Source organism: Micromonospora sp. NPDC005206, from assembly GCF_040608175.1.
Lineage (GTDB): Bacteria > Actinomycetota > Actinomycetes > Mycobacteriales > Micromonosporaceae > Micromonospora.
Genome location: NZ_JBEXHU010000012.1, coordinates 144,671 through 169,935, shown reverse-complemented (window position 1 = coordinate 169,935; position 25,265 = coordinate 144,671). Strand labels below are relative to the sequence as shown.

General features: G+C 70.0%; 23 protein-coding genes. 12 read left to right on the top strand and 11 right to left on the bottom strand.

Annotated features, from left to right (window positions below; all coding sequences use genetic code 11):
- Positions 1-8: 8 nt before the first annotated feature.
- Both ABZU69_RS19890 and ABZU69_RS19885 read left to right on the top strand, forming a co-directional pair.
- Positions 9-1,013, top strand: a complete 1,005-nt coding sequence (locus tag ABZU69_RS19890) for a substrate-binding domain-containing protein (RefSeq protein ID WP_354965812.1) — start codon at positions 9-11, stop codon at positions 1,011-1,013.
- A gap of 118 nt (positions 1,014-1,131) precedes the next feature.
- A complete protein-coding gene (locus tag ABZU69_RS19885) occupies positions 1,132-2,820 on the top strand; it encodes a glycoside hydrolase (RefSeq protein ID WP_354965811.1) in 1,689 nt (562 codons plus the stop codon).
- A 53-nt stretch (positions 2,821-2,873) separates the two neighbouring features.
- Here ABZU69_RS19885 and ABZU69_RS19880 read toward each other — a convergent pair whose 3' ends face one another.
- From ABZU69_RS19880 to ABZU69_RS19870, 3 genes are all read right to left on the bottom strand, one after another.
- Complete coding sequence (locus tag ABZU69_RS19880) at positions 2,874-3,491, bottom strand: OmpA family protein (protein WP_354965810.1); 618 nt, start codon at positions 3,489-3,491, stop codon at positions 2,874-2,876.
- Entirely contained in the window at positions 3,475-4,056 is a 582-nt protein-coding gene (locus ABZU69_RS19875) for a hypothetical protein (RefSeq protein WP_354965809.1), read from the bottom strand. Before ABZU69_RS19875 ends, ABZU69_RS19880 begins: the two co-directional genes overlap by 17 nt.
- Before the next feature lie 327 nt (positions 4,057-4,383).
- Positions 4,384-6,096, bottom strand: coding sequence for a glycoside hydrolase domain-containing protein (locus tag ABZU69_RS19870; RefSeq protein WP_354965808.1), 1,713 nt, complete (start codon positions 6,094-6,096; stop codon positions 4,384-4,386).
- A gap of 258 nt (positions 6,097-6,354) precedes the next feature.
- Between ABZU69_RS19870 and ABZU69_RS19865 the strand changes: the two genes are divergently transcribed.
- Together ABZU69_RS19865 and ABZU69_RS19860 are read left to right on the top strand one after the other, a co-directional pair.
- Entirely contained in the window at positions 6,355-7,308 is a 954-nt protein-coding gene (locus ABZU69_RS19865; protein ID WP_354965807.1) for a hexose kinase, read from the top strand.
- A complete protein-coding gene (locus ABZU69_RS19860; RefSeq protein WP_354965806.1) occupies positions 7,305-8,138 on the top strand; it encodes a class II fructose-bisphosphate aldolase in 834 nt (277 codons plus the stop codon). The genes ABZU69_RS19865 and ABZU69_RS19860 overlap by 4 nt, the downstream gene beginning before the upstream one ends.
- Positions 8,139-8,153: 15 nt before the next feature.
- On the opposite strand, the gene ABZU69_RS19855 is transcribed toward ABZU69_RS19860, so the two are convergent.
- The 4 genes from ABZU69_RS19855 to ABZU69_RS19840 form a co-directional block, all read right to left on the bottom strand.
- A complete protein-coding gene (locus tag ABZU69_RS19855; RefSeq protein ID WP_210910628.1) occupies positions 8,154-8,921 on the bottom strand; it encodes a DeoR/GlpR family DNA-binding transcription regulator in 768 nt (255 codons plus the stop codon).
- A 56-nt stretch (positions 8,922-8,977) separates the two neighbouring features.
- Positions 8,978-9,904, bottom strand: coding sequence for a carbohydrate ABC transporter permease (locus ABZU69_RS19850; RefSeq protein ID WP_354965805.1), 927 nt, complete (start codon positions 9,902-9,904; stop codon positions 8,978-8,980).
- A 3-nt stretch (positions 9,905-9,907) separates the two neighbouring features.
- Positions 9,908-10,765, bottom strand: coding sequence for a sugar ABC transporter permease (locus ABZU69_RS19845; protein ID WP_354965804.1), 858 nt, complete (start codon positions 10,763-10,765; stop codon positions 9,908-9,910).
- 90 nt (positions 10,766-10,855) lie between these two features.
- On the bottom strand, positions 10,856-12,043 hold the full coding sequence (locus tag ABZU69_RS19840; RefSeq protein WP_354965803.1) for an extracellular solute-binding protein: 1,188 nt from the start codon (positions 12,041-12,043) through the stop codon (positions 10,856-10,858).
- Between the two features lie 353 nt (positions 12,044-12,396).
- Here ABZU69_RS19840 and ABZU69_RS19835 point away from each other — a divergent pair, with 353 nt between their 5' ends.
- The 4 genes from ABZU69_RS19835 (at position 12,397) to ABZU69_RS19820 (ending at position 16,993) form a co-directional block, all read left to right on the top strand.
- Positions 12,397-13,290, top strand: a complete 894-nt coding sequence (locus ABZU69_RS19835; RefSeq protein WP_354965802.1) for an SIS domain-containing protein — start codon at positions 12,397-12,399, stop codon at positions 13,288-13,290.
- Between the two features lie 139 nt (positions 13,291-13,429).
- Entirely contained in the window at positions 13,430-14,929 is a 1,500-nt protein-coding gene (locus tag ABZU69_RS19830) for a Gfo/Idh/MocA family oxidoreductase (RefSeq protein WP_354965801.1), read from the top strand.
- Between the two features lie 122 nt (positions 14,930-15,051).
- Positions 15,052-15,990: an ROK family protein gene (locus ABZU69_RS19825; protein WP_354965800.1), complete on the top strand. Its 939-nt coding sequence runs from the start codon at positions 15,052-15,054 to the stop codon at positions 15,988-15,990.
- A gap of 43 nt (positions 15,991-16,033) precedes the next feature.
- Entirely contained in the window at positions 16,034-16,993 is a 960-nt protein-coding gene (locus tag ABZU69_RS19820) for a TAXI family TRAP transporter solute-binding subunit (RefSeq protein ID WP_354965799.1), read from the top strand.
- Between the two features lie 37 nt (positions 16,994-17,030).
- Here the strand turns inward: ABZU69_RS19820 and ABZU69_RS19815 are convergent, their stop codons facing one another.
- Positions 17,031-18,512, bottom strand: a complete 1,482-nt coding sequence (locus tag ABZU69_RS19815) for a HAMP domain-containing sensor histidine kinase (RefSeq protein WP_354965798.1) — start codon at positions 18,510-18,512, stop codon at positions 17,031-17,033.
- Between the two features lie 6 nt (positions 18,513-18,518).
- On the bottom strand, positions 18,519-19,202 hold the full coding sequence (locus ABZU69_RS19810) for a response regulator transcription factor (RefSeq protein ID WP_354965797.1): 684 nt from the start codon (positions 19,200-19,202) through the stop codon (positions 18,519-18,521).
- Positions 19,203-19,347: 145 nt separating this feature from the next.
- On the opposite strand from ABZU69_RS19810, the gene ABZU69_RS19805 reads away from it, so the two are divergent.
- The 3 genes from ABZU69_RS19805 to ABZU69_RS19795 are packed head-to-tail and all read left to right on the top strand — an operon-like array spanning position 19,348 to position 22,374.
- On the top strand, positions 19,348-20,370 hold the full coding sequence (locus tag ABZU69_RS19805) for a tripartite tricarboxylate transporter substrate-binding protein (protein ID WP_354965796.1): 1,023 nt from the start codon (positions 19,348-19,350) through the stop codon (positions 20,368-20,370).
- A gap of 1 nt (position 20,371) precedes the next feature.
- On the top strand, positions 20,372-20,833 hold the full coding sequence (locus tag ABZU69_RS19800; protein ID WP_354965795.1) for a tripartite tricarboxylate transporter TctB family protein: 462 nt from the start codon (positions 20,372-20,374) through the stop codon (positions 20,831-20,833).
- Positions 20,834-20,853: 20 nt separating this feature from the next.
- Positions 20,854-22,374: a tripartite tricarboxylate transporter permease gene (locus tag ABZU69_RS19795; protein ID WP_354965794.1), complete on the top strand. Its 1,521-nt coding sequence runs from the start codon at positions 20,854-20,856 to the stop codon at positions 22,372-22,374.
- A gap of 35 nt (positions 22,375-22,409) precedes the next feature.
- Here the strand turns inward: ABZU69_RS19795 and ABZU69_RS19790 are convergent, their stop codons facing one another.
- Positions 22,410-24,452, bottom strand: a complete 2,043-nt coding sequence (locus tag ABZU69_RS19790; protein ID WP_354965793.1) for a hypothetical protein — start codon at positions 24,450-24,452, stop codon at positions 22,410-22,412.
- Positions 24,453-24,621: 169 nt separating this feature from the next.
- On the opposite strand from ABZU69_RS19790, the gene ABZU69_RS19785 reads away from it, so the two are divergent.
- Complete coding sequence (locus tag ABZU69_RS19785; protein ID WP_354965792.1) at positions 24,622-24,948, top strand: hypothetical protein; 327 nt, start codon at positions 24,622-24,624, stop codon at positions 24,946-24,948.
- On the opposite strand, the gene ABZU69_RS19780 is transcribed toward ABZU69_RS19785, so the two are convergent.
- The gene (locus ABZU69_RS19780) at positions 24,913-25,245 is read right to left on the bottom strand and encodes a cupin domain-containing protein (protein ID WP_354965791.1); all 333 of its coding nucleotides are present in this window, start codon (positions 25,243-25,245) and stop codon (positions 24,913-24,915) included. The genes ABZU69_RS19785 and ABZU69_RS19780 overlap by 36 nt on opposite strands.
- Positions 25,246-25,265: the final 20 nt, after the last annotated feature.

Genomic DNA, 25,265 nt, shown 5'->3' with positions numbered 1-25,265 from the left:
GAGGAAACATGCGCTACGCCCGAAGAGCCATCACGATCCTCACACTGGCCGCGCTCGCGGTCACCACGGGATGCAGCGTCGAGAAGGACGGCGGCGACGGTGGCACCGACGCCTCCTCCCAGTGCGGCAGCGGCAAGGAGTTCCTGATCGGCATGTCGCAGGCCAACAACGCCGAGCCGTACCGGCAGGTCATGAACGACGACGTGACCACCGCGGCGAAGGCCGTGCCCGGGTTCCGTGTCGTCGTCTCGGACGCGGCCCAGGACAACAGCAAGCAGGTCGCCGACGTGGAGAACTTCCTCTCCCAGCAGATCAACCTGCTGATCATCTCGCCGAACGAGGCGAAGCCGCTCACCGGCGTGGTGAAGAAGGCGTACGACCAGGGCATCCCGGTCATCGTGCTCGACCGCAAGGTCGAGGGTGACGCGTACACCGCGTTCATCGGCGGCGACAACGTGGCGATCGGCAAGGCGGCGGGCGAGTACTACGCCAAGACGCTGCTGCCGCAGGGCGGCAAGGTCGTCGAGATCTCCGGCCTGCCCGGCTCCACCCCGGCCGCCGAGCGCGCCCAGGGCTTCCGAGACGGCATCGCGAGCAACCCGAAGATCGAGATCGTTGCCACCCAGACCGCTGAGTGGCTGCGGGAGAAGGGGCAGAGCGTGATGGACGCGATGCTCAAGGCCCAGCCGGACATCGACGCGGTGTACGCGCACAACGACCCGATGGCGGAGGGCGCCTACCTGGCGGCGAAGGCCGCCGGCAAGGAGACCGCGATCAAGTTCACCGGGATCGACGCGTTGCCGGTCCCGTCCGGCGGCATCAAGGCGGTCGAGCAGGGTCGCCTGCAGGCGACGTTCCAGTACGCGACCGGCGGACGCGAAGCGATCGACCTGGCCAAGAAGATCCTGGTCGACTGCACGAAGGACGTGCCGAAGTCGACGACCCTCGGCACGATGCAGATCACCAAGGACAACGCTGTGCAGGCCTACACCGAGCTCGGCGGCAAGCAGTAACAGTTCCGCGGCTGCGGGCCCGCCGCGATGGCTGGGCGGGCCCGCACCACCGAACGACCGGCGAATCAGCCACCGGAAGCCGTCACCGCAAACCCGCATCGAGCCCTGGAGGAAAGCGATGTCCCGCCTACCGTCCCGCGTTGGCCGGCTGTCCGTGCTGCTAGCGGCCGCCCTGAGCCTGATCGCGACACCGGTTCCGGCTTGGGCGGCCGACCCGCCTGCGATCGACAACCAGCCGTACGAGAACCGGTCCACCATGGTCGGCGCCGGTGACTTCGTGCCCGTCTACGACCCCAGCGTCGGCGAGAACGAGCGCTGGTACTACAACGACCACACCATGGTGCGCGACCGCCGTACCGGCGAGTGGCACATCTTCGCGATCACCCACGCTGAGCCCGCCAACCCGCTCGACGAGCGGTTCTTCGGCCACGCCACGGCACCGTCTCCGCGCGGGCCCTGGACGAAGCAGCCGTTCGCGCTGGAGGCCGACCCCGCCGCCGGCGAGAGCCACATCTGGGCGCCGTACGTCCTGTTCCACGGCGGCACGTACTACATGTACTACGCGGGCGGCACGGCGGACCACACGGCCTACCGGATGCAGCTGGCCACGTCGAAGGATCTCAAGACCTGGACCCGCCACCCGGCGAACCCCCTGTTCACCGACGGCTTCGACGGCCGGGACCCGATGGTCACCCGCGTCGGCAGCCAGTGGGTGATGTACTACACCGCCAACAGCACACCGGCCGGTGGCCACCACATCGTCGCCTACCGCACCAGCCGGGACCTGGTGCACTGGGGTGCCCGGCAGACGGCCTTCGAACACCCGGCCACCGGCACCTTCGGCGGACCGACCGAATCGCCGTTCGTGGTGCGTCACGGCGGATCGTGGTACCTCTTCGTGTGCTGCGAGAGCGGATACCAGGACACCCGCGTCTACCGCAGCGCCGACCCCTTCCACTTCAGCGTCGACCAGTTGGCGGGGCAGATCAACGCGCACGCCGCCGAGGTGGTCAAGGACGACTCCGGCACGGGCGACTGGTACGTCACCGGTGCCGGCTGGGGCCAGGGCGGACTCTGGCTGGCACCGCTGCACTGGCGTACGCCGGTGGTGACGAAGGGCCGCGTCGTCACCACTCCCTACTACCGCGCCGTCGTGCAGACAGCACCTCAGGCCCGGCTGGTCTCCTACGACGCCGACCCCGCCGGACGTGGTGAACACCGACCCGTCACGGACTCGTCGTCCCGCTCCACGGCGCCCTACCTCGCGGTCGGAGCCTTCGGGCCGACAGACGTGGCGGGCGCCGCCAGGGACGTGACCGTCTCCGCCGACGGCACCGACCTGAGCCTCAACGGCATCCCCCTCGGAGACGAGCCGGTGACCGCCGACTGGCGGTTCCGGTTCGATACGGCCACCACGGACCTCAGCCTCGTCTGGCACGTGGCCGGCCCGACCACCGCGCCGGTCTGGGAAGCCGCCTGGAACCTGGACTCGGCCCTGCCGCGGCTCGGTGACCCCGGCCAGCAGGACAGGGACGGCGACGCCGCGGGTTTCACCAGTTGGACACTTGCCACCGACGACACGACCACGCTGGTGGCCGCCTACCGCGCCGGCTCGGCCTGGAGCGAGGACAACCGGTGGTTCAATCGCCCCAGCGGATCGATCGCATGGCAGCCGCTGTGGCAGCCCGGCGGACGGTCGATGCCCCTTGGTGACCTTCCCGGGGGAACCTGGCGGCTCGGGGTGAGCGGGACCGCCGCGGACACGTCATTCGCCGAGGCGCTGGCGGCAGGCCTCAACGGCGGGTAGCGGCCCGGTTGTCCCGTCGGGGTGTCGGGGTGGTGGACTCGGGTCGGGCCCGATCACTTGTCGAACCGGATCTCGACGCGTCGATTGCTGGCCCGACCCTTCGGGTTGTCCTTGCCGTTCAGGGTGTTCGGCGCGACGGGTCGGGTCTCCCCGAAGCCCTTGACCTCGTAGGTGATCTGGCTGCCGGCGAGTCCCACGGCCAACTCGTTCCGGACCGCCTCGGCTCGTCGACGGGACAACGTCAGGTTCTGCGCGTCGTGACCCACCGAATCAGTGTGTCCGAAAATCTGGACCTTGCCGGCGGCCTGGGTGCGCAGCCGTCTCGATATCTCGGCCAGCCGGGTACGGGCAGCCGGCGACAGATCGGCCTTGCCGAATGCGAAGAGGACGTCCGCCGCCAGGGTCAGCTCGATACGCCCCCCGGACTCGGCCTCCAGGCTGTTGCCGTCGAGGTCCTCGGTGCGCAGATAGATGTCCTCCATCGGCGCCCGGATGTCGATGATCGGCGCGCTCACCTGCTCGCCGGGCCCAAGCGTTGGTCCGGGCACGGGAGCGGTCCCCGACGACGGCGTCGACGTCGGCGCAGACCAGGCGACGGCCGGTTCACTGACCAGCAGCAGAGCCAGCGCGGTCGCGGCCAGCGCCGTCTGCCGGCTAACCGAGCGGGACATTCTCGAAGACCGGAACTCGGGGGATGACGACATCAACGGCGGTGACGTCGTCCGGTGGGGCTCCGAACATGGCGTACAGGTCCACCGACTGACCGGCCTCGACGAATACCGATGAGAGGCCCGACGAGGCGAGGTACTTCACCTGGCCGGGTGTCGCGTCCGGGTCGCCGCTCCGCGCGACCAGGTGCCGCTTGCGGTTCTTCCGGTCGATCATCGTCACGCCGGAGAACGCCAGGGAGATGGTCTCACCTTGAAAGGCGCTGCCAATCTGCCAGCGGTCCGGGCTGTCCGTGGTGTTCGTGCGCGTCATCCGGACATTGAGGTTGACGAACCCGCTGTCGCGTCGCAGCTGGTACAGCTCCACCTTCACCGGAAAGAGTTTGCCGCTGTCGCTGATCTGGATGTCCCGGCTCGCGATCGGGGAGCCCAGCTCCTCGGGCTTACCCGGCGCGGTACCGATGGTGTCCTTCGAGTCCTTCGTGGCATCTGAGCCATCGGTCCTGTCGATGCTGCTGCATCCGACGAGGACCAGGGCCACCGCTATCGCAAGCGAACCGGCGGCCATTGTGTTGCGCAAACGCACGGATTTCCTCCCCGTAGGCTGTCCGACTGCCAGTGACTCCGACGACCGCTTGATCGTGGAGGAGCCCCTGCGTCCGTGCCGGGCCGCGACCGGCCCCTGGGAGACGGTAGTAGACGGCACCGGATCGGCAAATGCTTATGCGATGGCCCGGGAGGGTGGAGCGTTGCGGGCATGCGGGGCCGCGACGGCCACCGCCCGCTCTGTCGAGGCAGCCTGTGAGGGCGCTCGCGGCCGATCAACGGTGGCCGCCACAGGTCACGCGACACGGCGCGCGCGGCACGCTGCCGCCGTGTCGCGTGATGCCGGTGGTCAGTCGGTCGGGTATTCCGCCAGTGCCTCGACGACCGCCGCTCGGGCGTCGAGCAGCGCCTGGTAGGCGGCCGGTCCGGGGGTGGCCGCGGGTTCGACACCGGCCAGTGCGGCCACCCGCGCCGGGTGGTCCTGGCCGCCGCGTTCGGCTAGCTGGTCGAGCAGGGCGAAGTCATCCTGACCGTCGCGGAACAGCTCCCACCGGATGCTCGACACCGGTCCGTCCTTGCCCGGGTAGACGAGGTACTCGTCGCCCTGCCGGTAACGGTAGGACCCGTCGGTGTACGGGTCCTGCGGCCACGAGTTGTACGCCCAACGCAGGTAGCCGTCGAGGTTGCGTTGTGCGCTGAGCCAGGACAGCACGCGTGCGCCGAGGGGCGCGGCCGGGGTCACCGTGTTCGGGTAGGCCGGGTTGGACCAGGTGTAGAAGGTGGTCTTCTTGCCCTCCGCCCGGCGCCGGTCGATCATCTCCTGCGACCAGTGGTCAACGTCGGAGTAGTTGAGCGACAGGTCCTGCGCGAACGCGTCGGTGCTCGCGGATCCGGCGATCGCGATCTGGTCGACGAAGACCGGTGCGACCTCCCGGACCAGGTCGATGGCCACCTGCATCTCGCTCGCGGGCCGCTCGTCGAAGGCGAGGTAGGTCCGGTCCAGCCAGCCCCGGTCCCGTACGTGGTCCTCGAACGCGACGAGGAACGCCGACCAGGCGTCCTTCCACTCCGCGCCGCCCAGTGAGACCTCCTGGTCCACCCGCTGACCGGTCCGGGTGTCGGTGTAGACGACGTGCTGGTAGCCGCGGAACATCAGCAGCCCGAAGGCGTGGATGTACGGGCCGATGCCGGCCCGCATCCCCTCCTCGACCAGACGGTCCCAGTTGGCGAAGTCGAAGGACCACTGCTCGCCGTCGTGGAACCAGTCGACGGCCGAGTGGTACGGCACGTAGGTCTGCGACCGCCACTGGCCGTCCGGCCACAGCACCGGCCACGGGTCCTCGGCTACTGCCGAGTTGATGACGCGTTGGCCGCGCGAGGCCAGGTCCTCCAGGTACGGCCGGATGGCCTTGAAGTGCTGGTCGGACCACAGTTCGAGGCCGGCCTGGTCGGCGATGGTGTCTGGCTGGAACCAAAGATTCAGGTGGAAGTCCCGCTCGGCGACCGGCGGCAGGGTCACGTCGGCGATCTTCACCGTGAGGTCGTACTCGATCGGCTTGACCCTGTGGGCGGTCACGGTGATCCGGCTGCGATAGGTGCCCGGGCGGGCGTCCGATGGTACGGCGAGGGTGAACCAGACCGGCTGCGCCTGGCCGGCGGGCACGTCCACCCGGTCGACCTCGCGCAGCGGGTCGGCGATCATCCCGCCCCGGTCGTCGGGGATGTAGGCGGGATAGCGGACCTGGATCGCCTTCGAGATCGCGCCGCCCTCGCCGGTCGGCTTCAACGGACCAACCTGCACCCGGAGTTTTTCGAGGTCCTGGGCGCTGGCCACGGCGAGTTGGGCGGACGCTTGTCCGCCCCGGACGGTCGCCAAGGACAGTTGCCGGGCGTTGCCGGTGGGCACCGACTCCGGGGCGACCTGCGGGACGCGCTCGAACGACGAGGACGCGAAGTCGCCGGTCGGCACCCATGTCTTGAGGGCATCCGCGGGCGGCCGTGCGCCGGCCGGAGTGGGTGCGGCGACGGATCCGACCAGGAGCGCGACGGCTGCGAGCCCCACGCTGAAACGGCGTAATCGGACCACTGTGGTCGGTGGATGGGTGATGTTCGACGGTGCGGGAGGAGGCATGTGATCAACTCCTGTGAGCGATATTGCCGGCATCCGACGGATAGCGATCAGTATTGATCAGAGCCCGCCGCTAGGCAAGAAGGGGGTGCGCGATAGCGACCGCTTTTTGTTAATATCGAGCACGAAACTCCATGCCGGAGCACCGGCGCCAGACCCCCGACGAGGAGTCGCGATGACCGAGCGGGCAACGTGATCCTCGCCGTTGCGCCGAATCCGGCGCTCGATGTGACCTATGGACTGGGGGAACTGCACCGGGGCCGGGTGCAGCGGGTGCGGACCGTCAGCGAACGCCCCGGTGGCAAGGCCGTCAACGTCGGCCGGGTGCTTCACGAACTGGGGGAGCGGGTCCTCGTCACCGGCATGTCCGGCGGTCCGGGGGGCGCGGCCCTGCGGGCCGCTCTCGACCGGGCCGGCGTGCCGGCCGACCTGCTCGACGTACTGCCGGACGTCCGGCGCACGCTGGTCGTACACGAGACCAACGGAGTGACGACGTCGCTGTGGGAGCCTGGCTATCCGCCGATGGACCCGCCGGCCGCCGCCAACGCCCTGACCCGGCACGTGAGCGAACTCCTGGCCGGTGCCGACGCGCTGGTCGTCTCCGGCAGCCTGCCGCCCGGCGTGGACCCGGGGCTTCCGGCCCGCCTGGTCGACGCGGCGGTGGCCGCCGGAGTGCCGGCCGTCGTGGACGTCAGCGGCCCGGCCCTGCGGGCGGCGGCGACTGCTGGCGGGGCGGTGCTGATGCCGAACGCGGACGAGATGGTCGAGTTGGTCGGTCACCGGCCCTCGACGCCGGCCGAGGCCGTACGGGCGGCCCGCCGGCTGCTGCCCCCCGCCGGCCGGGTCGCCGCCGTCGTGCTGACCCTGGGCGCCGACGGGATGGCCGTGGTGCGACCGGATCGGGCCATGCTGGCCGCGCCACCGGAGCGGATCGAGGGGAACGCGACCGGCGCCGGGGACGCGGCCTGCGCGGCCGTCGCCCGGCAACTCGCGGCCGCCGGGTCGCTGGACGCCGTCGACTGGCACGGCCTGCTCGTCGACGCGGTGGCGCTGTCGGCGGCAGCGGTGCTGCGTCCGGTCGCCGGTGAGGTGGACGTCCGTGCCTACCGGCGCTGGCGTGATCAGGTGAGAGTGGAGGAAGCATGACTCTGGCTTCGATGGCGGAGCTCGTCATCCCGGCAGCGCGGGACCGCCGGGCCGTCGGGGCGTTCAACGTCATCCAGCTTGAACATGCCGAGGGCATCGTGGCCGGCGCCGAGAGCGCGGCACGCCCGGTGGTGCTGCAGCTATCGGAGAATACGGCCCGCTACCACGGCAGCCTGGCGCCGCTGGCGCTGGCCTGCCTCCGGATCGCGGCGGAAGCGTCCGTGCCGGTCTGCGTACACCTGGATCACGCCACCCGGCGTGAGCTTGTCGAGCAGGCGGTCGAGCTCGGGGTGCCCTCGGTGATGGTCGACGCGTCCGGGCACTCGTACGAGAAGAACGTCGCCCTGACCGCGGAGCTCGCCGCCTGGTGTCATTCGCGGGGGGTCTGGGTCGAAGCCGAGCTCGGTGCGATCGGCGGCAAGGACGGCGCGCACAAGCCCGGCGTACGGACCGATCCGGACGACGCGGCCGCCTTCGTCGCCGCCACCGGTGTCGACGCGCTCGCGGTCGCGGTCGGCTCCTCGCACGCGATGCTGAGCCGTGACGCGGTCCTCGACGACGAACTGATCGCCGCGATCGCGGCGAAGGTGCCGGTGCCACTGGTCCTGCATGGCTCGTCCGGGGTCTCCGAGGCGGGCCTGCGGTCGGCAGTCGCGCACGGGATGTCGAAGATCAACATTGCGACCCATCTCAACGCGGTCCTCACCAGTGCGGTCCGGCGTGCGCTCGCCGCCGACGAGAACCTGGTCGACCCGCGCAGGTACCTCGGTCCGGGCAGGGATGCGGTGGCCGGGCAGGTCGCCCACCTGGTCACCCTGCTTGCCCCGTGACGGCGCGGGCGGGCCTCAGGCCAGCAGCACGTTGACGCCGGCGGCGCGCAGGTCGGCCACGACCTTCGCGTCCGCGCCGTCGTCGGTCACCAGGGTGTCCACCGCGTTGACGTCGCAGATCCGGGCAAAGGAGTGTCGGCCCAGCTTCTCCGAGCCGGCCACGACGACGACCCGACGGGACCGGCGGACCATCGTCGCATCGATGCCGGCCTCGCCCTCGTCGTGACAGGACGTGCCGCCGTCGGGGGAGAACGCGTCGACCCCGAGGATCAGCACGTCGAGCCACAGCTCGTTCAGAACCATCGTGGCCAGCGGCCCGGTCAGCTCGTACGACTGGGGCAGTGCCACACCGCCGAGGATGACGGTACGGACGTGGCGTCGCAGCACCATCTCCGTGGCGATGTTGAGTGCGTTCGTCACCACCGTCACGGCCGGCCGCTGAACGGCCTGGGCGAGGTCGACCCGCGCGGCGAGACGTCGGGCCGTCGCGGACGTGGTGGTGCCACCGTTGAACGCGACGACGTCGCCCAGTTCGACGAGCTCGCAGGCGATGGCGGCGATGCGCTCCTTGGCGCCGTTGTCGCCCCGGCCCCGGTAGCGGACCGGCAGGTCGTACGAGACGGACGTGGCCACGACGCCGCCGTGCGTCCGAGCCGCCAACTGCTGCTCCGCCAGGGTGGTGAAGTCCCGTCGGACCGTCGCCTCGGAGACCTGCAGGGCGCTGGCCGCCTCGGCGACGGACAGCCTGCCGCGCGCGCCCAGGATGTCGAGCAGCGCCTGCAAGCGCTGGGCACGGTCGCGGCCGTCCGCCCGGTCGGCGGCGGCGGCCTCGACCGTGCTCACTTGATGGCCCCCGCCGTGAGACCTGCCACCAGGCGCTTTTCAACCAATGCGAAGAGAACGATCACGGGCACGATGCCGACGATAGAGACTCCGAAGACGTATTGCCACGCCGAGTCGTACTGACCGACGAATTTCGTGATGGCGACGGTCAGCGGCTGGTTCTCCGCCGTGGTCAAGATGACGAGGCTGGCCGCGAACTCGTTCCAGCACGCGACGAAGGTGAAGATGATGGCGGTGACGATGCCCGGCCAGACCACGGGCAGGGTTACCCGCCGCAGCGTCTGCAGTTTGCTGGCACCGTCGATCATTGCCGCCTCGTCTATCTCCTTGGGCACCCCGGCGAAGAAGCTGTGCATGATCCACACCGCGAAGCTGAGGTTGAACGCGCCGTTGACGAGGATCATAGCGAGCCAGGTGTCGTCGATACCGATCGCGAGGAACTGCCGGAACAGTCCCGCCGCGAGTACGGTCGGCTGGAGCATCTGGGTCACCAGGACCAGGAGCAGGAACGCCAGCCGCCCGGGAAAGCGGTGCTTGGCCGTGTAATAGGCGGCGGGCATGGCCACCACCAGGACCAGCAGTGTCCCGCAGGCAGAGATGATTATCGTGGAGACGAGGTTGTAGGCGAGCGGCGTCTCCGGCGTGGACCACATCGACGTGTAGTTCGAGGGCACCCATTCGGTCGGCAGGTAGGTGGCCGGAATGCGCACGATCTCCGAGTGCCGCTTGAACGAGCCGATCACCATCACCAGGTAGGGCGCCAGGAAGAACAACGCGACCACCGCGCCGGCCAATGCCATCAACCACCGGCGACCGCCGCGCGGATGCCCGCCGCGGCTCCGGGTACGACTGTTGTGTCCGCTGGCGCGCACCGACTTCGTGACGCGCTCATCGCCCTGAGATCTGGTTGCCGTCGTCGCCAAGGCTCACTCGTCCCTCATCGGCCGGACAACCCGGAGGTAGATACCGATGACCGCGAGGACGATGACGAAGTTCACGACGCTCAGTGCGCTCGCCGTCTCGACCTGGCGGTCCTGCTGGATGTATTTGAAAATCAACGTGGTGGTGGTGTCCGCGTCGTACCCGGGAATGCTGCCGGTCAGTGTGCGGAGAATGGGCAGCGAGTTGAAGACGTTGATGATGTTGATCAGCACGGCGACGGCGATCGCTGGCCGTAGGACCGGGAAGATCACGCTCCAATAGGTCCGCACCGAGCCGGCGCCGTCCACCGCGGCGGCTTCCAGCACCTCGCGCGGCACCATCTGCAGCCCGGCGAGGATCGTGTACGTGGTGAACGGCAGCGAGACGAACACCGCCACTCCCATGGCCACCAAAAAGGCCGGCACCGGCTGTCGGGTGAAGCCGAACCCGGTATCCAAGATCCCGAGGTCGACCAGGAACTGGTTCATGACCCCGTAGAAGGGATCGAGTCCGTAGTAGAAGACGGTGGCCGTCATCACGACACTCGCCGCCCACGGGACGATGACCGCGAGTCGAACCAGTCGGCGACCAGGGAAGGCCTTGTCCAGGAATTGCGCGAGCGCCATGGAGACGAGCACGGTCACCACGACGCCGCCGACCACCCAGATCGCGGTGTTGAGCAGCACCCTGCCCAACGCGGGGGAGTCGAACAGCGTCACATAGTTGTCGAACCCGGCCGAGCCGCGGTCCACCCCGACCGGCGACACGTCCCGGGTCGAGGTCCAGACCAGATAGCCGGCCGGGAACAGGACGACGGTGACGATCAGGGTCAGCGCCGGCATCAGCCATGGAAGTGCCGCCACCAGGTCTCGGCGTGCCTGACGACGCGTCGAGATCGCGGGTGCCGGCACTTCCATGAGTTGGTTGGTCGTCATTTGTCAGCCGCGCAGGCTCTAGCCGTTGGCCTTGGCCTGGATTTCATCCAGCACCGCCCCGGGGTTCTTGCCCTGCCCGATCTGCCCCATCAGGCTCTGCATCGCGCCCTGGGTCGCCGCCCACTGCGGGTTCGTGCTGGGGTAGAACCGGGCGCTCGGCAGGACCTCGAGGAAGCTCGCGATCTCCGTCTTGCCCGCCAGCGCCGCTGCGCCGGACCTGGTGGTGGGCAGGAACCCCTCGGTGTCGACGAACTTCGTGTAGACCGGTGCGCTGAACACGTAGTCCAGGAAGGTCTTGAGCGCCTCCTGCTTGTCACCCTTGTTCTTGAACGCCATCAGGTGGTCGGCGACCCCGAGGGTCATCGGCTGACCGTCCTTGGTGGCGATCGGGGCGCTCGCGTACTTGAGGCTCGGGTTCTTCTCGGCGATCTGCCCGACGGTGGGCGGGAGCGCCACCACCATGCCAATCTTGCCCTGGATGAACACGTCCAGCATGGGGGTCCGGTCAGACGCCCCGGGGTCGGGCTGGGTGGCCTTTTCGTCGATCATCCGCTTCATGAACGTGACGGCTTCGAGGGTCGCGGGGGTGTTGACCGCGATGGCCGACCCGTTGGTCCACGATCCGCCGTTGCCGAAGGTCCAGATCGAGGTTTCCGCCTGGGCCTCCTCGCTGCCCAGCGGCATGCCGTAGCCGTAGACGCCGTCGCCGAGACCGGCCACCTTTTTCGCCGCGTCGAGCAGCTGGTCCCACGTCTTCGGCGGCGCTGCGACGCCGGCACGCTCGAACAGTTCGGTGTTGTAGAACATGGTGCGGGCCGAGGCGATCAGGGGCAGGCCGTACATCGTGCCGTCGATCGAGGCGTTGTCCGCAAAGGACTTCTGGAAGTCCGCCAGGGTGCTCGCCGAGACCACCTCGTCGGCGGAGTACAACAGGTCGTCCGCCGCGAAGCCCGAGAAGGCGTCGATGTTCAGGATGTCCGGTGCCGCGTTCGACTGGACCTTGGTACGGACAACATCGTTGATGTTGTCCCAGGACTGGATCTCCAGTTCCACGTTGATGTCCGAGTGGGCCGCCTCGAAGTCGGCGATGATGCCCTCCCAGAGCGCCTTGGTGCCGTCGCTGTAGCTGGGCACAAGGAACGACAGCGTGCGTGCGTCCGCACTCTGCCCGTCGTCGCCGCCGAATCCGCAACCAGTCAGCGTCAAGCCGGCAACCGCTACGGCCGCCCACGAACGCGCGAATCTCTTCATTTCCGCCTCCACCGGCGCAGGGGACATCGCCAAAGTTGTGATCGGAATCCTGGCTGGCTGTGATCGTTCGTGACTGGTTCCCGTCGGAACCTTCCACGATCACGCCGCTGTTGGTGGGATTCTGCGTCGCCTTCCTGAGTGGCGTCAAGGTCTTTCGCTGTAACTGCTGCTCAGGCCGTGACCGACTTCCGGCGCCTCAGTGCATGTTACTGACCGGTTCCACGACCTTCTTGACAGATTCGATCAGGTCGCTCCATTCTGGAGGCGCTCCAGACCCGCTCGCATGAACCATGAGGACGAGGCACCCGATGAGTGAAGGAACCTTCCTGGCGGCCGAGATCGAGACCCAGCCGGATGACTGGCTCCGTGTGCTGGACGTGCTGCCCTCGGTGGCGATGGACCTTCCGCAGCCTGGCGAGCGAGTCGCGGTGCTCGGGTGTGGAACCTCGCTGTTCATCGCCCAGGCCTACGCGGCCCTGCGGGAGAGCGCCGGCGAGGGCAGCACCGACGCGTGGCCGGCCAGTGAACACCAGCTGGGCCGTGGCTATGACCGGGTGCTCTGCATTACCCGCTCGGGCACCACGACCGAGGTGCTCGACGTCCTCAAGCAGTGCCGGCATCGCGTGCCCACCACGGTCATCACCGCCGACGCAACATCGCCGGCGGTGAGCCTGGCCCGTCCGGTCGTGCTCAGCGACGTCGACGAGCGTTCGGTCGTACAGACCCGCTTCGCGACGACCACCCTCGCGCTGTTGCGGGCGGCCCTCGGTCACGACCTGCGTCCGGTCGCCGAACAGGCACGGCAGGTTCTCGAGCGCGGGGCCGACGCGACGAGCCCGGCCGCGACGGCCGATCAGATCACCTTCCTCGGACGCGGCTGGACGGTCGGGCTCGCGCACGAGGCGGCCCTGAAGCTACGCGAGACGACTCAACTGTGGACCGAGTCCTACCCCGCGATGGAGTACCGGCACGGTCCGCTCAGCATCACCGCGCCCGGCAGGGTCGTCTGGGCGTTCGGAGAGGTTCCCGTCGGCCTGGCGGACCAGGTCCGGGCGACCGGCGGTCACTTCGAGTGGTCCGAGATGGATCCGCTCGCCGACCTGGTCCGCGTCCAACAGTTGTGCCTGCTGCGAGCCGGGGCAGCAGGGCTCGACCCCGACCAGCCGCGCAACCTGTCCCGGTCGGTCATCCTCGACGGCTGACCGCTCGACACTCGGGGCCAACGTGCCCGGAGGTAGCCGGGCCGGGTGGTCCGACGCTGACTGATCGCCGCGTCGACCAGCACGGCTAAGCAATTGTGCCCGCGTGACACGTCACATCCCCGCAGAGGAGCTGATCCACGTGAGTCCCAACGAAGCCAGCCCGAACGAGTCCACCGCGGCAGCCGGGTCCCACCCGTCGCGTCGTAACGTCCTGAAGGGCGTGGGCGCGCTGGGCGCCGCGGCCGGACTTGGCGGCGCCCTACTTCCAGGCACGGCGGCCGGTGCGGCGCCCGCCGCCGAACCTGCCCGGATCAAGGGCAAAGAGAAGTCCATGGTCAACGTCCCCTTCGAGGGCTTCGACGAGGTGCGTGTCGGCATCATCGGCCTTGGCAACCGCGGCGGAGACCAGGCCATGCGGTGGGCCGCCGTCTCCACGATCACCGCGGTCTGCGACATCCGGCCCGACCACGTCGCGGAGACCATCAGCCGAGTCATGGCTCAGGGCTTCCAGGACAAGGAGCCGGTCGGCTACTCCAACGGCGAGGAGGACTTCGAGCGGCTCGTCCGTCGTGACGACATCGACCTGATCTACGTCGCCACGCCGTGGGAGTGGCACCACCCGATGGCCAAGGCGGCCATGGAGCACGGCAAGCACGTCGCCATCGAGCTGCCCATCGCACCGCACCTGGACGACATCTGGGACCTGGTCCGCACCTCCGAGCGCACCGGCAAGCACTGCATGCTGCTGGAGAACGTGAACTACTTCCGCCCCGAGATGCAGATGTTCAACATGGCCAAGGCGGGGCTTTTCGGCGAGTTGCAGCACGCCTCCGGTGGCTACGTCCACGACCTGCGCTGGCCGTACACCTTCGGGGGCGCCTACTACCCGGAGCACTGGCGGCGGCGCTGGCAGACCCGGATGAACGCCGCCCACTACCCGATGCACGGGCTCGGGCCGGTCTCGGCCTCCCTGGACATCAACCGAGGCGATCGCTTCGACGAACTCGTCGCGGTCGCCTCGCGGCCCAAGGCGCTGGCCCTGTTCCGCGAGGAGGACCCGCGGGTTGGCGCGGACCACCCGGCCTGGGACGACGATCCCTACATCTCCGGGGACCGCAAGCAGGTCTTCATCAAGACCGTCAACGACCGGTTCATCCGGGTCGAGCACGACGTGAACTCGCCCCACCCGTACAGCCGGGAGACCACGCTCACGGGGACCCGGGGTTCACTGGAACTGGACAACGCCCGGATCTACCTGGAGTCGCTCGGCCACACGAACCACGCGTGGCGGACCGGCAGTGCCTTCAGCACGATCATGAACCAGCACGACCATTGGATCTGGCCGGCCCTGGAGAACCTGGCCAGCCAGTACGGTGGGCACGGTGGCGGCGACTTCATCTCCATCTTCCGGATGGTCCAGTTGATGCGCCTGGGCATGACCCCCGACATCGACGTCTACGACTCAGCGGCGTGGTGCTCGGTGATCCCGCTCAGCCACGAGTCGCTGAAGGGCAAGGGCTTCAAGTCGGTCAAGGTGCCCGACTTCACCCGGGGCCACTGGCAGCAGGCACGCCCCACGTTCGACCGGCCGCGGCCGGAGGACCCGTGGCTGGACGGCGACGGTCGGCCGCGCCGGTAGGCATGGGCGCGGGCTGAGCTGACGCTACGCGGGGTCGGGCACGAACGGGTTGTCCGTGCCCGACCCCGATGAGCGCGGCGAGCGGACCAGCAGGCTCGGTGCGAGCGGGGCGAGGGGAAGCGGTGAGTGAAGGCGCGGTGGTCATCGCCCTGGACGTGGGCGGCACGGGCATCAAGGCCGCGCTGGTCCGGGCGGATGGGACCAGCCAGCACACCGAACGGCACGCCACCGGCGCTGACCGGGGTCCGTCGGCGGTCGTGGAGACCGTCCTGTCCGTCGCAGGAGGGCTGGCTGACAAGGCCCGCGCCGACGGGTTGACTCCGGTGGCGGTGGGCATCGCGGTGCCCGGGGTGATCGACGAGGTCGCCGGCGTGGCGGTCTGGTCGGCCAACGTCGGCTTCCGGGACGTACCGTTGCGGGACCTGGCGGTCGCGCGGCTCGGGCTGCCCGTGGCGCTCGGGCACGACGTGCGGGTGGGCGGCGTGGCGGAGGCCCGGCTCGGCGCCGGGCGGGGTAGTAGGCACGTGCTCTTCGTCGCGATCGGCACCGGCATCGCCGCCGCGCACGTGGTTGGAGGGTCGGCCTACGCGGGCGCGCACGGCGCCGCCGGCGAACTGGGTCACATCGTGGTACGCCCCGGTGGGCCGCGCTGCGGCTGCGGCCAGCTCGGCTGTCTGGAGGCGGTCGCTTCGGCGGCCGCGGTCGGCCGGCGTTACGTGGAGCTGACCGGTACGCCCGCCACCGCGGCCGACGTCGCCGCGCGGGCCGCCGCGGGGGAGGAACTCGCCGGGCAGGTGTGGCGCGACACGGTCGACGCGCTCGCCGACGGGCTCCGCACCGGACAGGCGCTCTACGACGCGGAGGTGATGGTGATCGGCGGCGGCCTCGCCGAGGCCGGAGCCGGGTTGATCGACCCGCTCCGGGCGGCGCTGCGCGCGCGGCTCACGTTTCACCGGGAGCCGCGGCTGGCGCGGGCCGCACTCGGCGACGAGGCCGGCAGCCTCGGCGCCGCCCTACTCGCGCTCGACCGCGTGGAGGGTGGCGTGCGAGCGCCGTATTGACCGGTGTCATCGCGACCGACGGCACCATCCGTATCATCGCGGCATGGTGCTGGACCCGGAGCCACGGATCAGCCGGCGGGCGGTGCTCCTGGCCGCCGGCGGGCTGCTCGTCGGTTGCTCCCCAGAGCCCGAGGTCGACACGGTCCACCTGCGACTGGCCACCGGGCCGGCGGGGGCGGTGTACCGGCGCATCGGCGGTGCGCTGGCCGAACACATCTCCGAGCAGGTGCCGGGTGCCACGGTGACCACCGTGCCGAGCGGGGCGTCCACCGACAACATCCGGATGCTGCGGGCCGGCGCGGCGCACCTCGGGCTGACCAGTCTGGATGCGGTGATCACGACCGACGGCAGCGCGCCCGAGGGGCTCTCGGCGGTGTGCCGGCTCTACGACAGTCATCTGCATCTCGTGGTCATGGCCGGTTCGGCGATCGAGGAGTTCCGGGACCTTGAGGGCAAACGTCTGTCCCTCGGTGCCCGCGATTCGGGCACGGAGTTCACCTCGCTGCGGGTTCTGGAGCTCGGCCCGGTCAACGCCGACGTTCGGTACCTCAGCCAGGCCGAATCGGCGGCGGCGCTGCGCGACGGCAGGATCGACGCGATGTTCTCCCTGACCGGCGTCCCGACACCCGCCATCACGGAGCTGGCTCAGCGGCACCCGATCCGGCTGATCCCGTTGGACGCACAGGCGGACGCGCTCTTCACGGCGTACCCGGGTCCCTACGCTCCCGCCACGATCCACGCGACCGCCTACGCCGGCGTCCCGGCCACCCGCACCGTCGCCGTGCCGAACGTGCTGCTCGCGCGCAACGACCTGCCCGACGACCTGGTCTACGCCATCACCGACACGATCTTCACGCACACCGGCACGATCACCTCCGCCAGCCGTGGCGACGCCGCGGCCGTTCCCGAAGCGTGGCAGATCAACGTACGCACCGGGATCTCCACCGCATCGGTTCCGCTCCATCCGGGCGCGGTGGCCTGGTTCCGCGACCGCAAGCGCTGACCAGAGACAGCGGCAGGTTGGCGAAGAGACCGGGTCCTCAGACCGGCGACGGCGCCGGGGCGCCGGCCGACGACGCCACCTGCGGAACGACCGGCAACGCGACCACTGCGGCGAACCCGTGCCCGGACCCGTCCGGACGCGGCAGGCCCTCCTCCAGCCGCAGCTCGCCCCCGGCCGCCCCGACCAGGTCGGCGCAGATCGCCAGTCCCAGGCCGGTACCGGACACGTTCTGGTGCCGCGGCGACCGCCAGAACCGTCGTAGCGCCTGCGCCTGCTCGGACACGTCGAGCCCCTGCCCGTCGTCGCGGACCGAGATGGTGACCACCCCTGCGGCCGTGGAGCCGTTGCGGTTTCCGGCGCCCGCACCACCGGGAACAACGCGGGCGCTCACCTCCACGGTCCGCGCGCCCGAGAGCCGTAACGCGTTGCTGATCAGCTCGTCCAGGATGCTGCCCAGTCCGCCCGGCGGCTCCAGCAGCCGCAGCCCCGGCGGCACGTCGACCGCCAGTGTCTGCCCCGCTGTCGCCGTCAACGCCCGCCACCGGACCACCCGGGTCGCCAGCACCTCGTCGAGATCCACCGGCGACGCCGTCCGCATGCTCTCCATCCGCGCGCTGGCCTGCAGCGAGTTCAACATCCGTTGCATCGCCTTCAGCTCGTCGACGGCGACGTCGTACACCTGCCGTCCGCTGCCCTCCGGCCGCAGGTGCGGCGCGAGGCTCTCCACCGCGAGCCGGAGGCTGGTCAACGGGTTGCGCAACTGGTGCGACGCATCGGACACAAACGCTCGCTGCCGCTGCGCGGCGTTCTCGACGGCGTCCATCATGGTGTTGAACGACTCTGCCAGCCGCCGCAGCTCGATCGGGCCGGCCTCGGCGTCGGCGCGGATCGTCAGGTCGCCTTCGGAGATTCGCGAGGTCGCCGCGTCCAGCTTCCGCACCGGCCGCAGCACCCACGCCGACACCGGCCAGGCGACGGCCGCCAACGCGATCAACGGCAGCAGCCCCAGCCCGGCGAGCCGGGCCCAGCGTACGAGGATGGCTTCGCGCGTCTTCGACAGGTCGGAGATCGTCACGACGGCGCCGACCACCTCACTGTCCCGGCCAACCGGCTCGGCCACAACGAGTGCTGAATCGTCCCACGGCGCCCATTCCCAGGACGGTTCGGAGCGCGCCCCGGCCAGCGCCGCGGTCACGATCCGGGGCAACGTCGGCTCGGCGCGTGCCGCCTCCTGGTACGCGCCGGCCGGTCCGAGCAACACCTCGCCGGACGTGTCGACCAGCGCGACCGGGATGCCGTAGAGCTCGTGGTAGCGCGTCAGTTCCTGCTGGAGCGCCTCGGTCCGCCCGGTCGACAGCGCGGTCTCGGCCAGCGAGGCGAACCGGCCGACGTCGTTGAGCCGGTTGACGTACGTCTCCTGCATCTCCCGCTCGGCCACGGTGACGCTGAGCGGCACCCCGAGCGCCGCGACGAGCAGCACCGCAAGGGGAACGAGGACGACGAGCAGGCGGCGGTGCACGGCGTGTCAGCCGATCAGCTCCGGCTGGTCGGCCAGGAGCCGATAGCCGACGCCGTGGATCGTGCGGATGACCACGTCCGGCCCCAGCTTGTGCCGTATCGCCGCGATGTGGGTGTCCAGGGTGCGACTCGACGACTCCCAGGTCGCGCCCCAGATCTGGTCGAGGATGACGTCGCGGCTGACCACGTTGGGCGCCCGCCGGGCCAGCAGCAGGAGCAGCTCGAACTCCTTGCGGGTCAACGGCACGGGCGTGCCGTCGACGGTGACCTCGCGGGTGCCCACGCCGATCCGCATCGGGCCGAGCAGGAGCGGCTCGTCCGACTGGCTCAGGGCGCGAGCCGCCCGGGTGCGCCGCAGGACGGCGTCGATCCGGGCGAGCAACTCCGGGATGCCGAAGGGCTTGACGATGTAGTCGTCAGCGCCGGCGCGCAGGCCACGAACCCGCTCGTGCTCCTCGGACCGTGCGGTGACCGCGATGACCGCGGTCTGCGGGTGGTCACGCAGCTTCCGGATCACGTCGAGTCCGTCGCCGTCGGGCAGACCCAGGTCGACGAGCACCACGTCGGACGGCGCGGCGCGCACGGCCTCCGCGGCGGTGGCGATGCGGTGGACCTCGAAGCCCGCCTGGGTCAGGACGGTCACCAGACCCAGCGCCACGCGGTCGTCATCCTCGATGACGGTTATCCGCATACCAGCGGATTCTACGGCCCGGGTCGACCCTCGTGTCAGCCCTCAAGTTCTTGGGATTCCTCTGACACCATCCGCGTCCCGGCCAGTCGAGACTGAGGTCCACTCGCTCACTGAGACATGCGCATGCGCTGATGAGGAGGCCGCTGTGCGAGAGACCAGCAGGTACCGGGCCACCGCGCGGATGGTCGCCGCGATCGGCGTCGTCTCGCTCGTCGCCGCCTGTTCCGGCAACGGAGGCGCCAACGGCGGAGGCGACGCCGCAGGCTACCCGGACCAGAACATCACGATCGTCGTGCCGTTCAGCGCGGGGGGCCCGACAGACACCGTCACCCGCATGATCGCCGAGCCGATGGCCGCCAAGCTCGGCGCCAAGATCGTCGTCCAGAACGTCGAGGGCGCCGGCGGCACGGTCGGCGCCGGCGACGTCGCGCGGGCCGATCCGGACGGCTACACGGTGCTCATGCATCACATCGGTATGTCGACGGCGCCAGCCCTGTACAAGAACCTGGGCTACAAGCCGCTCGAGGACTTCGAGATGGTCGGACTCGTCACCGAGGTGCCGATGACAGTCGTCGCCCGCAAGGACTTCGCGCCCGCGACACTCCAGGACCTCGTGACCCACGTGAAGGCGAACGCCAACAAGGTCACCCTGGCCAACGCTGGCATCGGCGCCGCATCCCACCTGTGCGGCCTGCTGTTCCAGACCGCCACCGGTGTCAAGCTCCAGGAGGTCCCGTACCAGGGCACCGGCCCCGCGCTGACCGACCTCGTCGGCGGCCAGGTCGACTTCATGTGCGACCAGACGACCAACACCAGCGGCCAGATCGCCGCGGGGAAGGTGAAGGCGTACGCGGTCACCACGCCGGAGCGGGTGAAGAGCCTTCCCGACCTGCCCACCACGGCCGAGGCCGGGCTGCCCCAGCTTCAGGTCAGCGTGTGGCACGGTCTCTACGTCCCGGCCGGCACGCCGCAGGAGGTCGTCCAGAAGCTGTCCGAGGCGCTGAAGGTGGCACTGGCCGACCAGGGGGTCATCGACCAGATGGCCAAGCTCGGCACCGCGCCGGTCCCGGCCCAGGACGCGACCCCGCAGGCGCACCGGGCCAAGCTCGAGGAGCAGCTCGGCACGTGGGCGAAGATCATCGCTGACGCCGGGGTCAAGGTCTCCTGAGGTGGAACGCCGTCGGTCGTTCCCGGACGTCCTCGCCGGGGGACTCTTCGTCCTGATCGGTGGCGCATTCGTGTGGGTGGCGCTCGGCTACGAGCTGGGCGCCCCACTGCGGATGGGCCCCGGCGCCTTCCCGCTGCTGGTCGGCGCGACCGTGGCCGCCCTGGGCCTGGCGATCATCATCAAGGGACTCATCGCCGGTGAGGGGATCTCGTTCGGACCGGTCCCATGGCGTGCGGTCGCCGCCATCGTGCTCGCGGTCCTGTTCTTCGGACTCACCGTCCGGCGCCTCGGATTCGTGCCGACGTCGGCGGTGACCGCCCTGCTCACCACGCTGGCCAGCGCACGCGTACGGCTGCTCACGGCCGTGGCCGTGGCCGCCGGTCTGACCGCGGCCAGCACGCTCATCTTCGTCGTCGGACTTCAGCTGCGGATCCCGCTATGGGGCCCGTGGCTGGGGCTCTGACGCGGCATCCGGACTGAGGCATGGAACTTCTCGACAACCTCGCGCTGGGCTTCTCGACCGCCTTCCTGGTCCAGAACGTCCTCTACTGCTTCGTGGGAGTGCTGCTCGGGACCGCGGTCGGCGTGCTGCCCGGCATCGGGCCAACGGCGACGGTGGCGATGCTGCTGCCGATCACGTTCAGCTTCGAGCCGGTGACGGCGCTGATCATGCTGGCCGGCATCTACTACGGCGCGCAGTACGGCGGCTCGACGACCGCCATCCTGATCAACCTGCCCGGCGAGTCCTCGGCGGCGGTCACCGCGCTGGACGGGTACGAGATGGCCCGCCAGGGCCGGGCCGGGCCGGCCCTGGCCGCCGCCGCGGTCGGGTCCTTCATCGCGGGTACGGTGGCCACCGTCGCGCTGGCCGTCGCGGCCCCACCGCTGGCCAGCGTCGCGTTGAAGTTCGGCCCGGCCGACTACTTCTCGCTCGTGCTGCTCGGCCTGATCGTGTCGATCACGCTGGCGCGTGGATCGGCGCTCAAGGCACTGGCGATGATCGCGCTCGGCGTGCTGCTCGGCACGGTCGGCCAGGACATCTACACCGGCACGCCCCGGTTCGTGTTCGACCAGCGCGAGCTGTACGGCGGCATCAACTTCGTGTCGGTCGCCGTCGGCATGTTCGGGGTGGCCGAGATTCTGCGCAACCTGGAGAACGAGGAGACCCGCACGGCGATCGTCGGCAAGGTGCGGAACCTCTGGCCGACCCGTGAGGACCGCCGCCGGATCGTCGGCCCGATCGCGCGCGGTACCGGTCTCGGCGCCGCGCTCGGCGTCCTGCCCGGCGGTGGCCACGTGCTGGCCTCGTTCACCTCGTACGCCGTCGAGAAGCGGATCTCGAAGCGGCCGCAGGAGTTCGGGCGCGGCGCGATCGAGGGAGTCGCCGGCCCCGAGTCGGCGAACAACGCCGCCGCGCAGACGTCGTTCATTCCACTGCTCACCCTGGGTCTGCCCGCCCACCCGGTGATGGCGCTGATGGTCGGCGCGTTCATCGTCCACGGCATCACCCCCGGCCCGAACGTCATCACCAACGAGCCGGCGCTGTTCTGGGGCCTGATCGCGTCGATGTGGATCGGAAACGTGCTGCTCGTGCTGCTGAACCTGCCGCTGATCGGTATCTGGGTGCGCCTGCTGCGCATCCCGTACCAGGTGCTGTTCCCGATGATCATCCTGTTCGCCGCGATCGGCACCTACTCGCTGAGCTTCAACGCGTACGACGTCTACGCGATCGCGTTCTTCGGGATCCTGGGCTACATCCTGATCAAGTGCGGCTGCGAGCCGGCGCCGCTGCTGCTCGGCTTCGTCCTCGGCCCCCTGCTCGAGGAGCACCTGCGCAGGGCGCTCATCATTTCCCGCGGCGACGCGTCGGTCTTCCTGACCCGGCCGATCTCCGCAGTGTTCCTGGCCCTGGCCGTGGCAGCGCTCGTCGTCGCCGTCCTCCCGATGATTCGCAGGCGCCGCGAGATCGTGTTCGCCGACGAGGAGCAGGAGGCCGGATGGTGATCCCGGCGGGGCGCTCGGCGCGACCGGTCAGCGCCTCACGGGCAGGACGCTCGCGCGCAGACGTCGATGACCTTGCCGGTGAGCAGGAACACCGCCTTCTGTTTCTGGGCTCCGGCCTGGGCGCGCGGGAACTCGTGCGGATCGTCGCCGTACTCCGGCCCGGCCGGGGCGAGGTTCGTCGTCGGCGGCGCGTACGTCGCGCCGCTGTTCCAGATCACGATCGCCGAGCCGGTGTACGGATACGCCCGGATCGGTGTGATGCCCCAGTACGGCTTCACGTCGAGTGACCAGCCGTCGGCGAGGGCAGGGGTGTGCAGGCGGGCGCCGATGGTGCGCGCCTGGACCTCGGCCGCGGCGGGGGAGACCTGGTGGTCGCCGAAGGCCACGTGCATCAGCACCCGGTGCGCCGGGGTGCGCGGCAATGGCTCGTCGGTCATGTGCTGGGCGTACCCGTTGGCTTCGGACCGGTCCCAGAGCATCTGCAGCAGTGCGAAGATCAGCTGCTGTTCGACCTTGTCCGGGTAGTACTGGTCCATGATCGATTGGAAGGGGGCGAAGTCCACGCTGCGCTGCAGCAGCGTGGAGTAGTTCATCGCCGGCACGCCGAGCACGGACCGGGTCCAGTCCTGGGCGATGGCGGTGAGTGCGCCGCCGTTGATGCCACCCTGACTGTTGCCGTCGTAGTGCAGCCCGCCGGCCACGTCGATGAGCGGTTGCCCGCCGGCGTCCTGGAACGCCGGGTCGGCCGCGAACCCGTCCGGGTGGATCATCGCCCGGCCCAGGAATAGGAAGTTCAGGAAGCTCTGCTGCAACCGGTCCGCCACCGCGGGGAAGGCGCTGAGGTCGGTGAAGGCGCCGGCCACGTACGGGACGTCAGCGGCGGCCATGCCGATCCAACTTGTCGCGCAGAAGCTGAAGTCGTACGTCGCCGACATGGTCTTGACGTTGCCGGCGTTGACCTCGGTCGGGCTGCCCAGCAGACCGTGGCCGTAGAGCGACAGGTGTGCCGGATCGGCGGCGGAGGCGCTGCGCGGGATGTTGCAGACGAAGTCCGCCCGCAGCGTCGCGCCGGACGGCGTGGGCAGGGAGTACCTCGTCGGTGCTGTCCCGTCGCCGTCGGCCGGCCCGTAGTGCAGCCGTGACCCGGGTCCGCCGCTGCCGTTCAGATAGGACGGTACGCCGATGGTGCCGGTCACCTGCCGGGCGATCCGCGCATCCTGCGCGGGCGGGTAGTCGGTCACCTGGGTGACGGTGATCGACGGCGCCGCCGCGCCCAGGGTGGCGAAGGCGTTGTCGCGGATCGCCAGCATCCGCCCGGTCAGGCCCTGCCGGCTCGCCACCGTGAAGTCCCACGCCAGGTGGAGGCTGTGCCGCTTGACGCCGACCCTGGTCAGGTCGGCGAGGACCCGCTTGATCTGCGGGGCGCGGCGGTCCCGGGGGCCGAGGCCGGCGCCGGTTACGTACTTCCGGAATGCGGCCGGCGTAGGGATGAGCTTCCCGTTCCGGTCGCGCATGCCACGCAGGCCCACCACGTACCGGGTGCCCTCGGCCAGCGCCACCGCCGGCCGGATGATGAGCAGCTGCCGGTCGGGCGCGCCGGCGGCGTGCGCGTCCAGCTCCGCCCAGTACGGGGTGCGCTTGCCGGTGGTCGTGTTGAGCAGCACGATCGGCGCGTCCGGCGCCAGCGAGCGGCCGATGTCGGTGACCGGGGCGATCCCCGTGGCCGCGGCGTCCAGGCCGGGCACGCGCACCAGGATCGGCGAGCCGGGGCTGAACCCGTCCTGTCGGTTCCATTCGGCCGGGTCGATCGGGGTGCCGTGCACGTTGGCGGGCATCGAGGAGGCCGCGAGTTGCACCCGCTTGCCGGTGCGGCTGGCTCGATCCGGCACGGTGAAGAAGTCGTTCGGGAACGGCAGCAGGCACGCGGTCGGGTCGATCGGGTCGCAGCCACCGTGCGTGGCCGGGTGCGACGACACCGCGGGTGGCGCGGCGGGGGCTGCCGTGCCGAGCAGCACGGCTCCGGCGGTCACCAGCACGGACACGGCGAGACGGAGCCGTACGGGGGTGGTCACACGCATCTCCTTCGATGGTGGCCGGAGTGGACGGACCCTACGCCGCACGAGGGATCGCGGCAAGAGCGGGCGTAGCCGGCCCGGCGCGGCTCGATCGTGCGGTGGGCGCAGAAGCCGACCGTCACCGTCGCGAAGGTGACTGAGCCGCTGCGCCGCCGGGGACTAACATCCGGCCATGGAAGCCCTGTTCCAGTTCGCCCAGGTCAGGCAACCGCTCACGACCGACGCTCCCGAGGCGATCGACCTGAGTGCCGACCCGGAGCTGAAACGGCAATTGGCGGCGGTCGCGTCCGAACCGGACTCCCGCACGCGAATGAGGCGGCTGGCGGAGGAGTTCGCCGCCGGTCCGCACTACGTGACCGGAGAGGAGACGACGGGCGTCGTCGGCGCGACGCGCGCCGTGAGCGAGGCGCTTGCCCGGTCGGAGACGCCTCTCGATCTCGCGGACCTCCTGGGCCGTGCAGGTCTATCGCGGGCTCACGACGGTCAGCAGCACGACTGAGTCCTCGACCGCGGTCAGGGCGTGCCGCTGTGGCGGGATCGCGACGTGGTCACCGTCCCTGCCCTCCCATGCCTCGGTCGACGTGGTGAGGCGGACGTGGCCGCGTAGGACCAGCAAGGTCGCCTCGCCCGGGCTGCTGTGTTCGGCCAACTCACGCCCGGCGAGCAGAGCCAGGACGGTATGGCGGAGTGCCTGGTCGTGGCCGCCGTGGATGGTGTGGGCCGATCGGCCGCTGTGCGCCTCTCGAGCCAAGGTCAGCTGTTCCTCCGCCAGCGTGGGGAGGGAGGTCGACTTCATCGATAGAGCCCTTCGTCTCG

What these genes read in the sequence shown, in the direction of transcription:
- ABZU69_RS19890 (WP_354965812.1), top strand. Translation starts at nt 9, where the DNA reads ATGCGCTACGCCCGAAGAGCCATCACGATCCTCACACTGGCCGCGCTC.
- ABZU69_RS19885 (WP_354965811.1), top strand. Translation starts at nt 1,132, where the DNA reads ATGTCCCGCCTACCGTCCCGCGTTGGCCGGCTGTCCGTGCTGCTAGCG.
- ABZU69_RS19880 (WP_354965810.1), bottom strand. Translation starts at nt 3,491, where the DNA reads ATGTCCCGCTCGGTTAGCCGGCAGACGGCGCTGGCCGCGACCGCGCTG.
- ABZU69_RS19875 (WP_354965809.1), bottom strand. Translation starts at nt 4,056, where the DNA reads ATGGCCGCCGGTTCGCTTGCGATAGCGGTGGCCCTGGTCCTCGTCGGA.
- ABZU69_RS19860 (WP_354965806.1), top strand. Translation starts at nt 7,305, where the DNA reads ATGACTCTGGCTTCGATGGCGGAGCTCGTCATCCCGGCAGCGCGGGAC.
- ABZU69_RS19835 (WP_354965802.1), top strand. Translation starts at nt 12,397, where the DNA reads ATGAGTGAAGGAACCTTCCTGGCGGCCGAGATCGAGACCCAGCCGGAT.
- ABZU69_RS19820 (WP_354965799.1), top strand. Translation starts at nt 16,034, where the DNA reads ATGGTGCTGGACCCGGAGCCACGGATCAGCCGGCGGGCGGTGCTCCTG.
- ABZU69_RS19810 (WP_354965797.1), bottom strand. Translation starts at nt 19,202, where the DNA reads ATGCGGATAACCGTCATCGAGGATGACGACCGCGTGGCGCTGGGTCTG.
- ABZU69_RS19795 (WP_354965794.1), top strand. Translation starts at nt 20,854, where the DNA reads ATGGAACTTCTCGACAACCTCGCGCTGGGCTTCTCGACCGCCTTCCTG.
- ABZU69_RS19790 (WP_354965793.1), bottom strand. Translation starts at nt 24,452, where the DNA reads ATGCGTGTGACCACCCCCGTACGGCTCCGTCTCGCCGTGTCCGTGCTG.
- ABZU69_RS19785 (WP_354965792.1), top strand. Translation starts at nt 24,622, where the DNA reads ATGGAAGCCCTGTTCCAGTTCGCCCAGGTCAGGCAACCGCTCACGACC.
- ABZU69_RS19780 (WP_354965791.1), bottom strand. Translation starts at nt 25,245, where the DNA reads ATGAAGTCGACCTCCCTCCCCACGCTGGCGGAGGAACAGCTGACCTTG.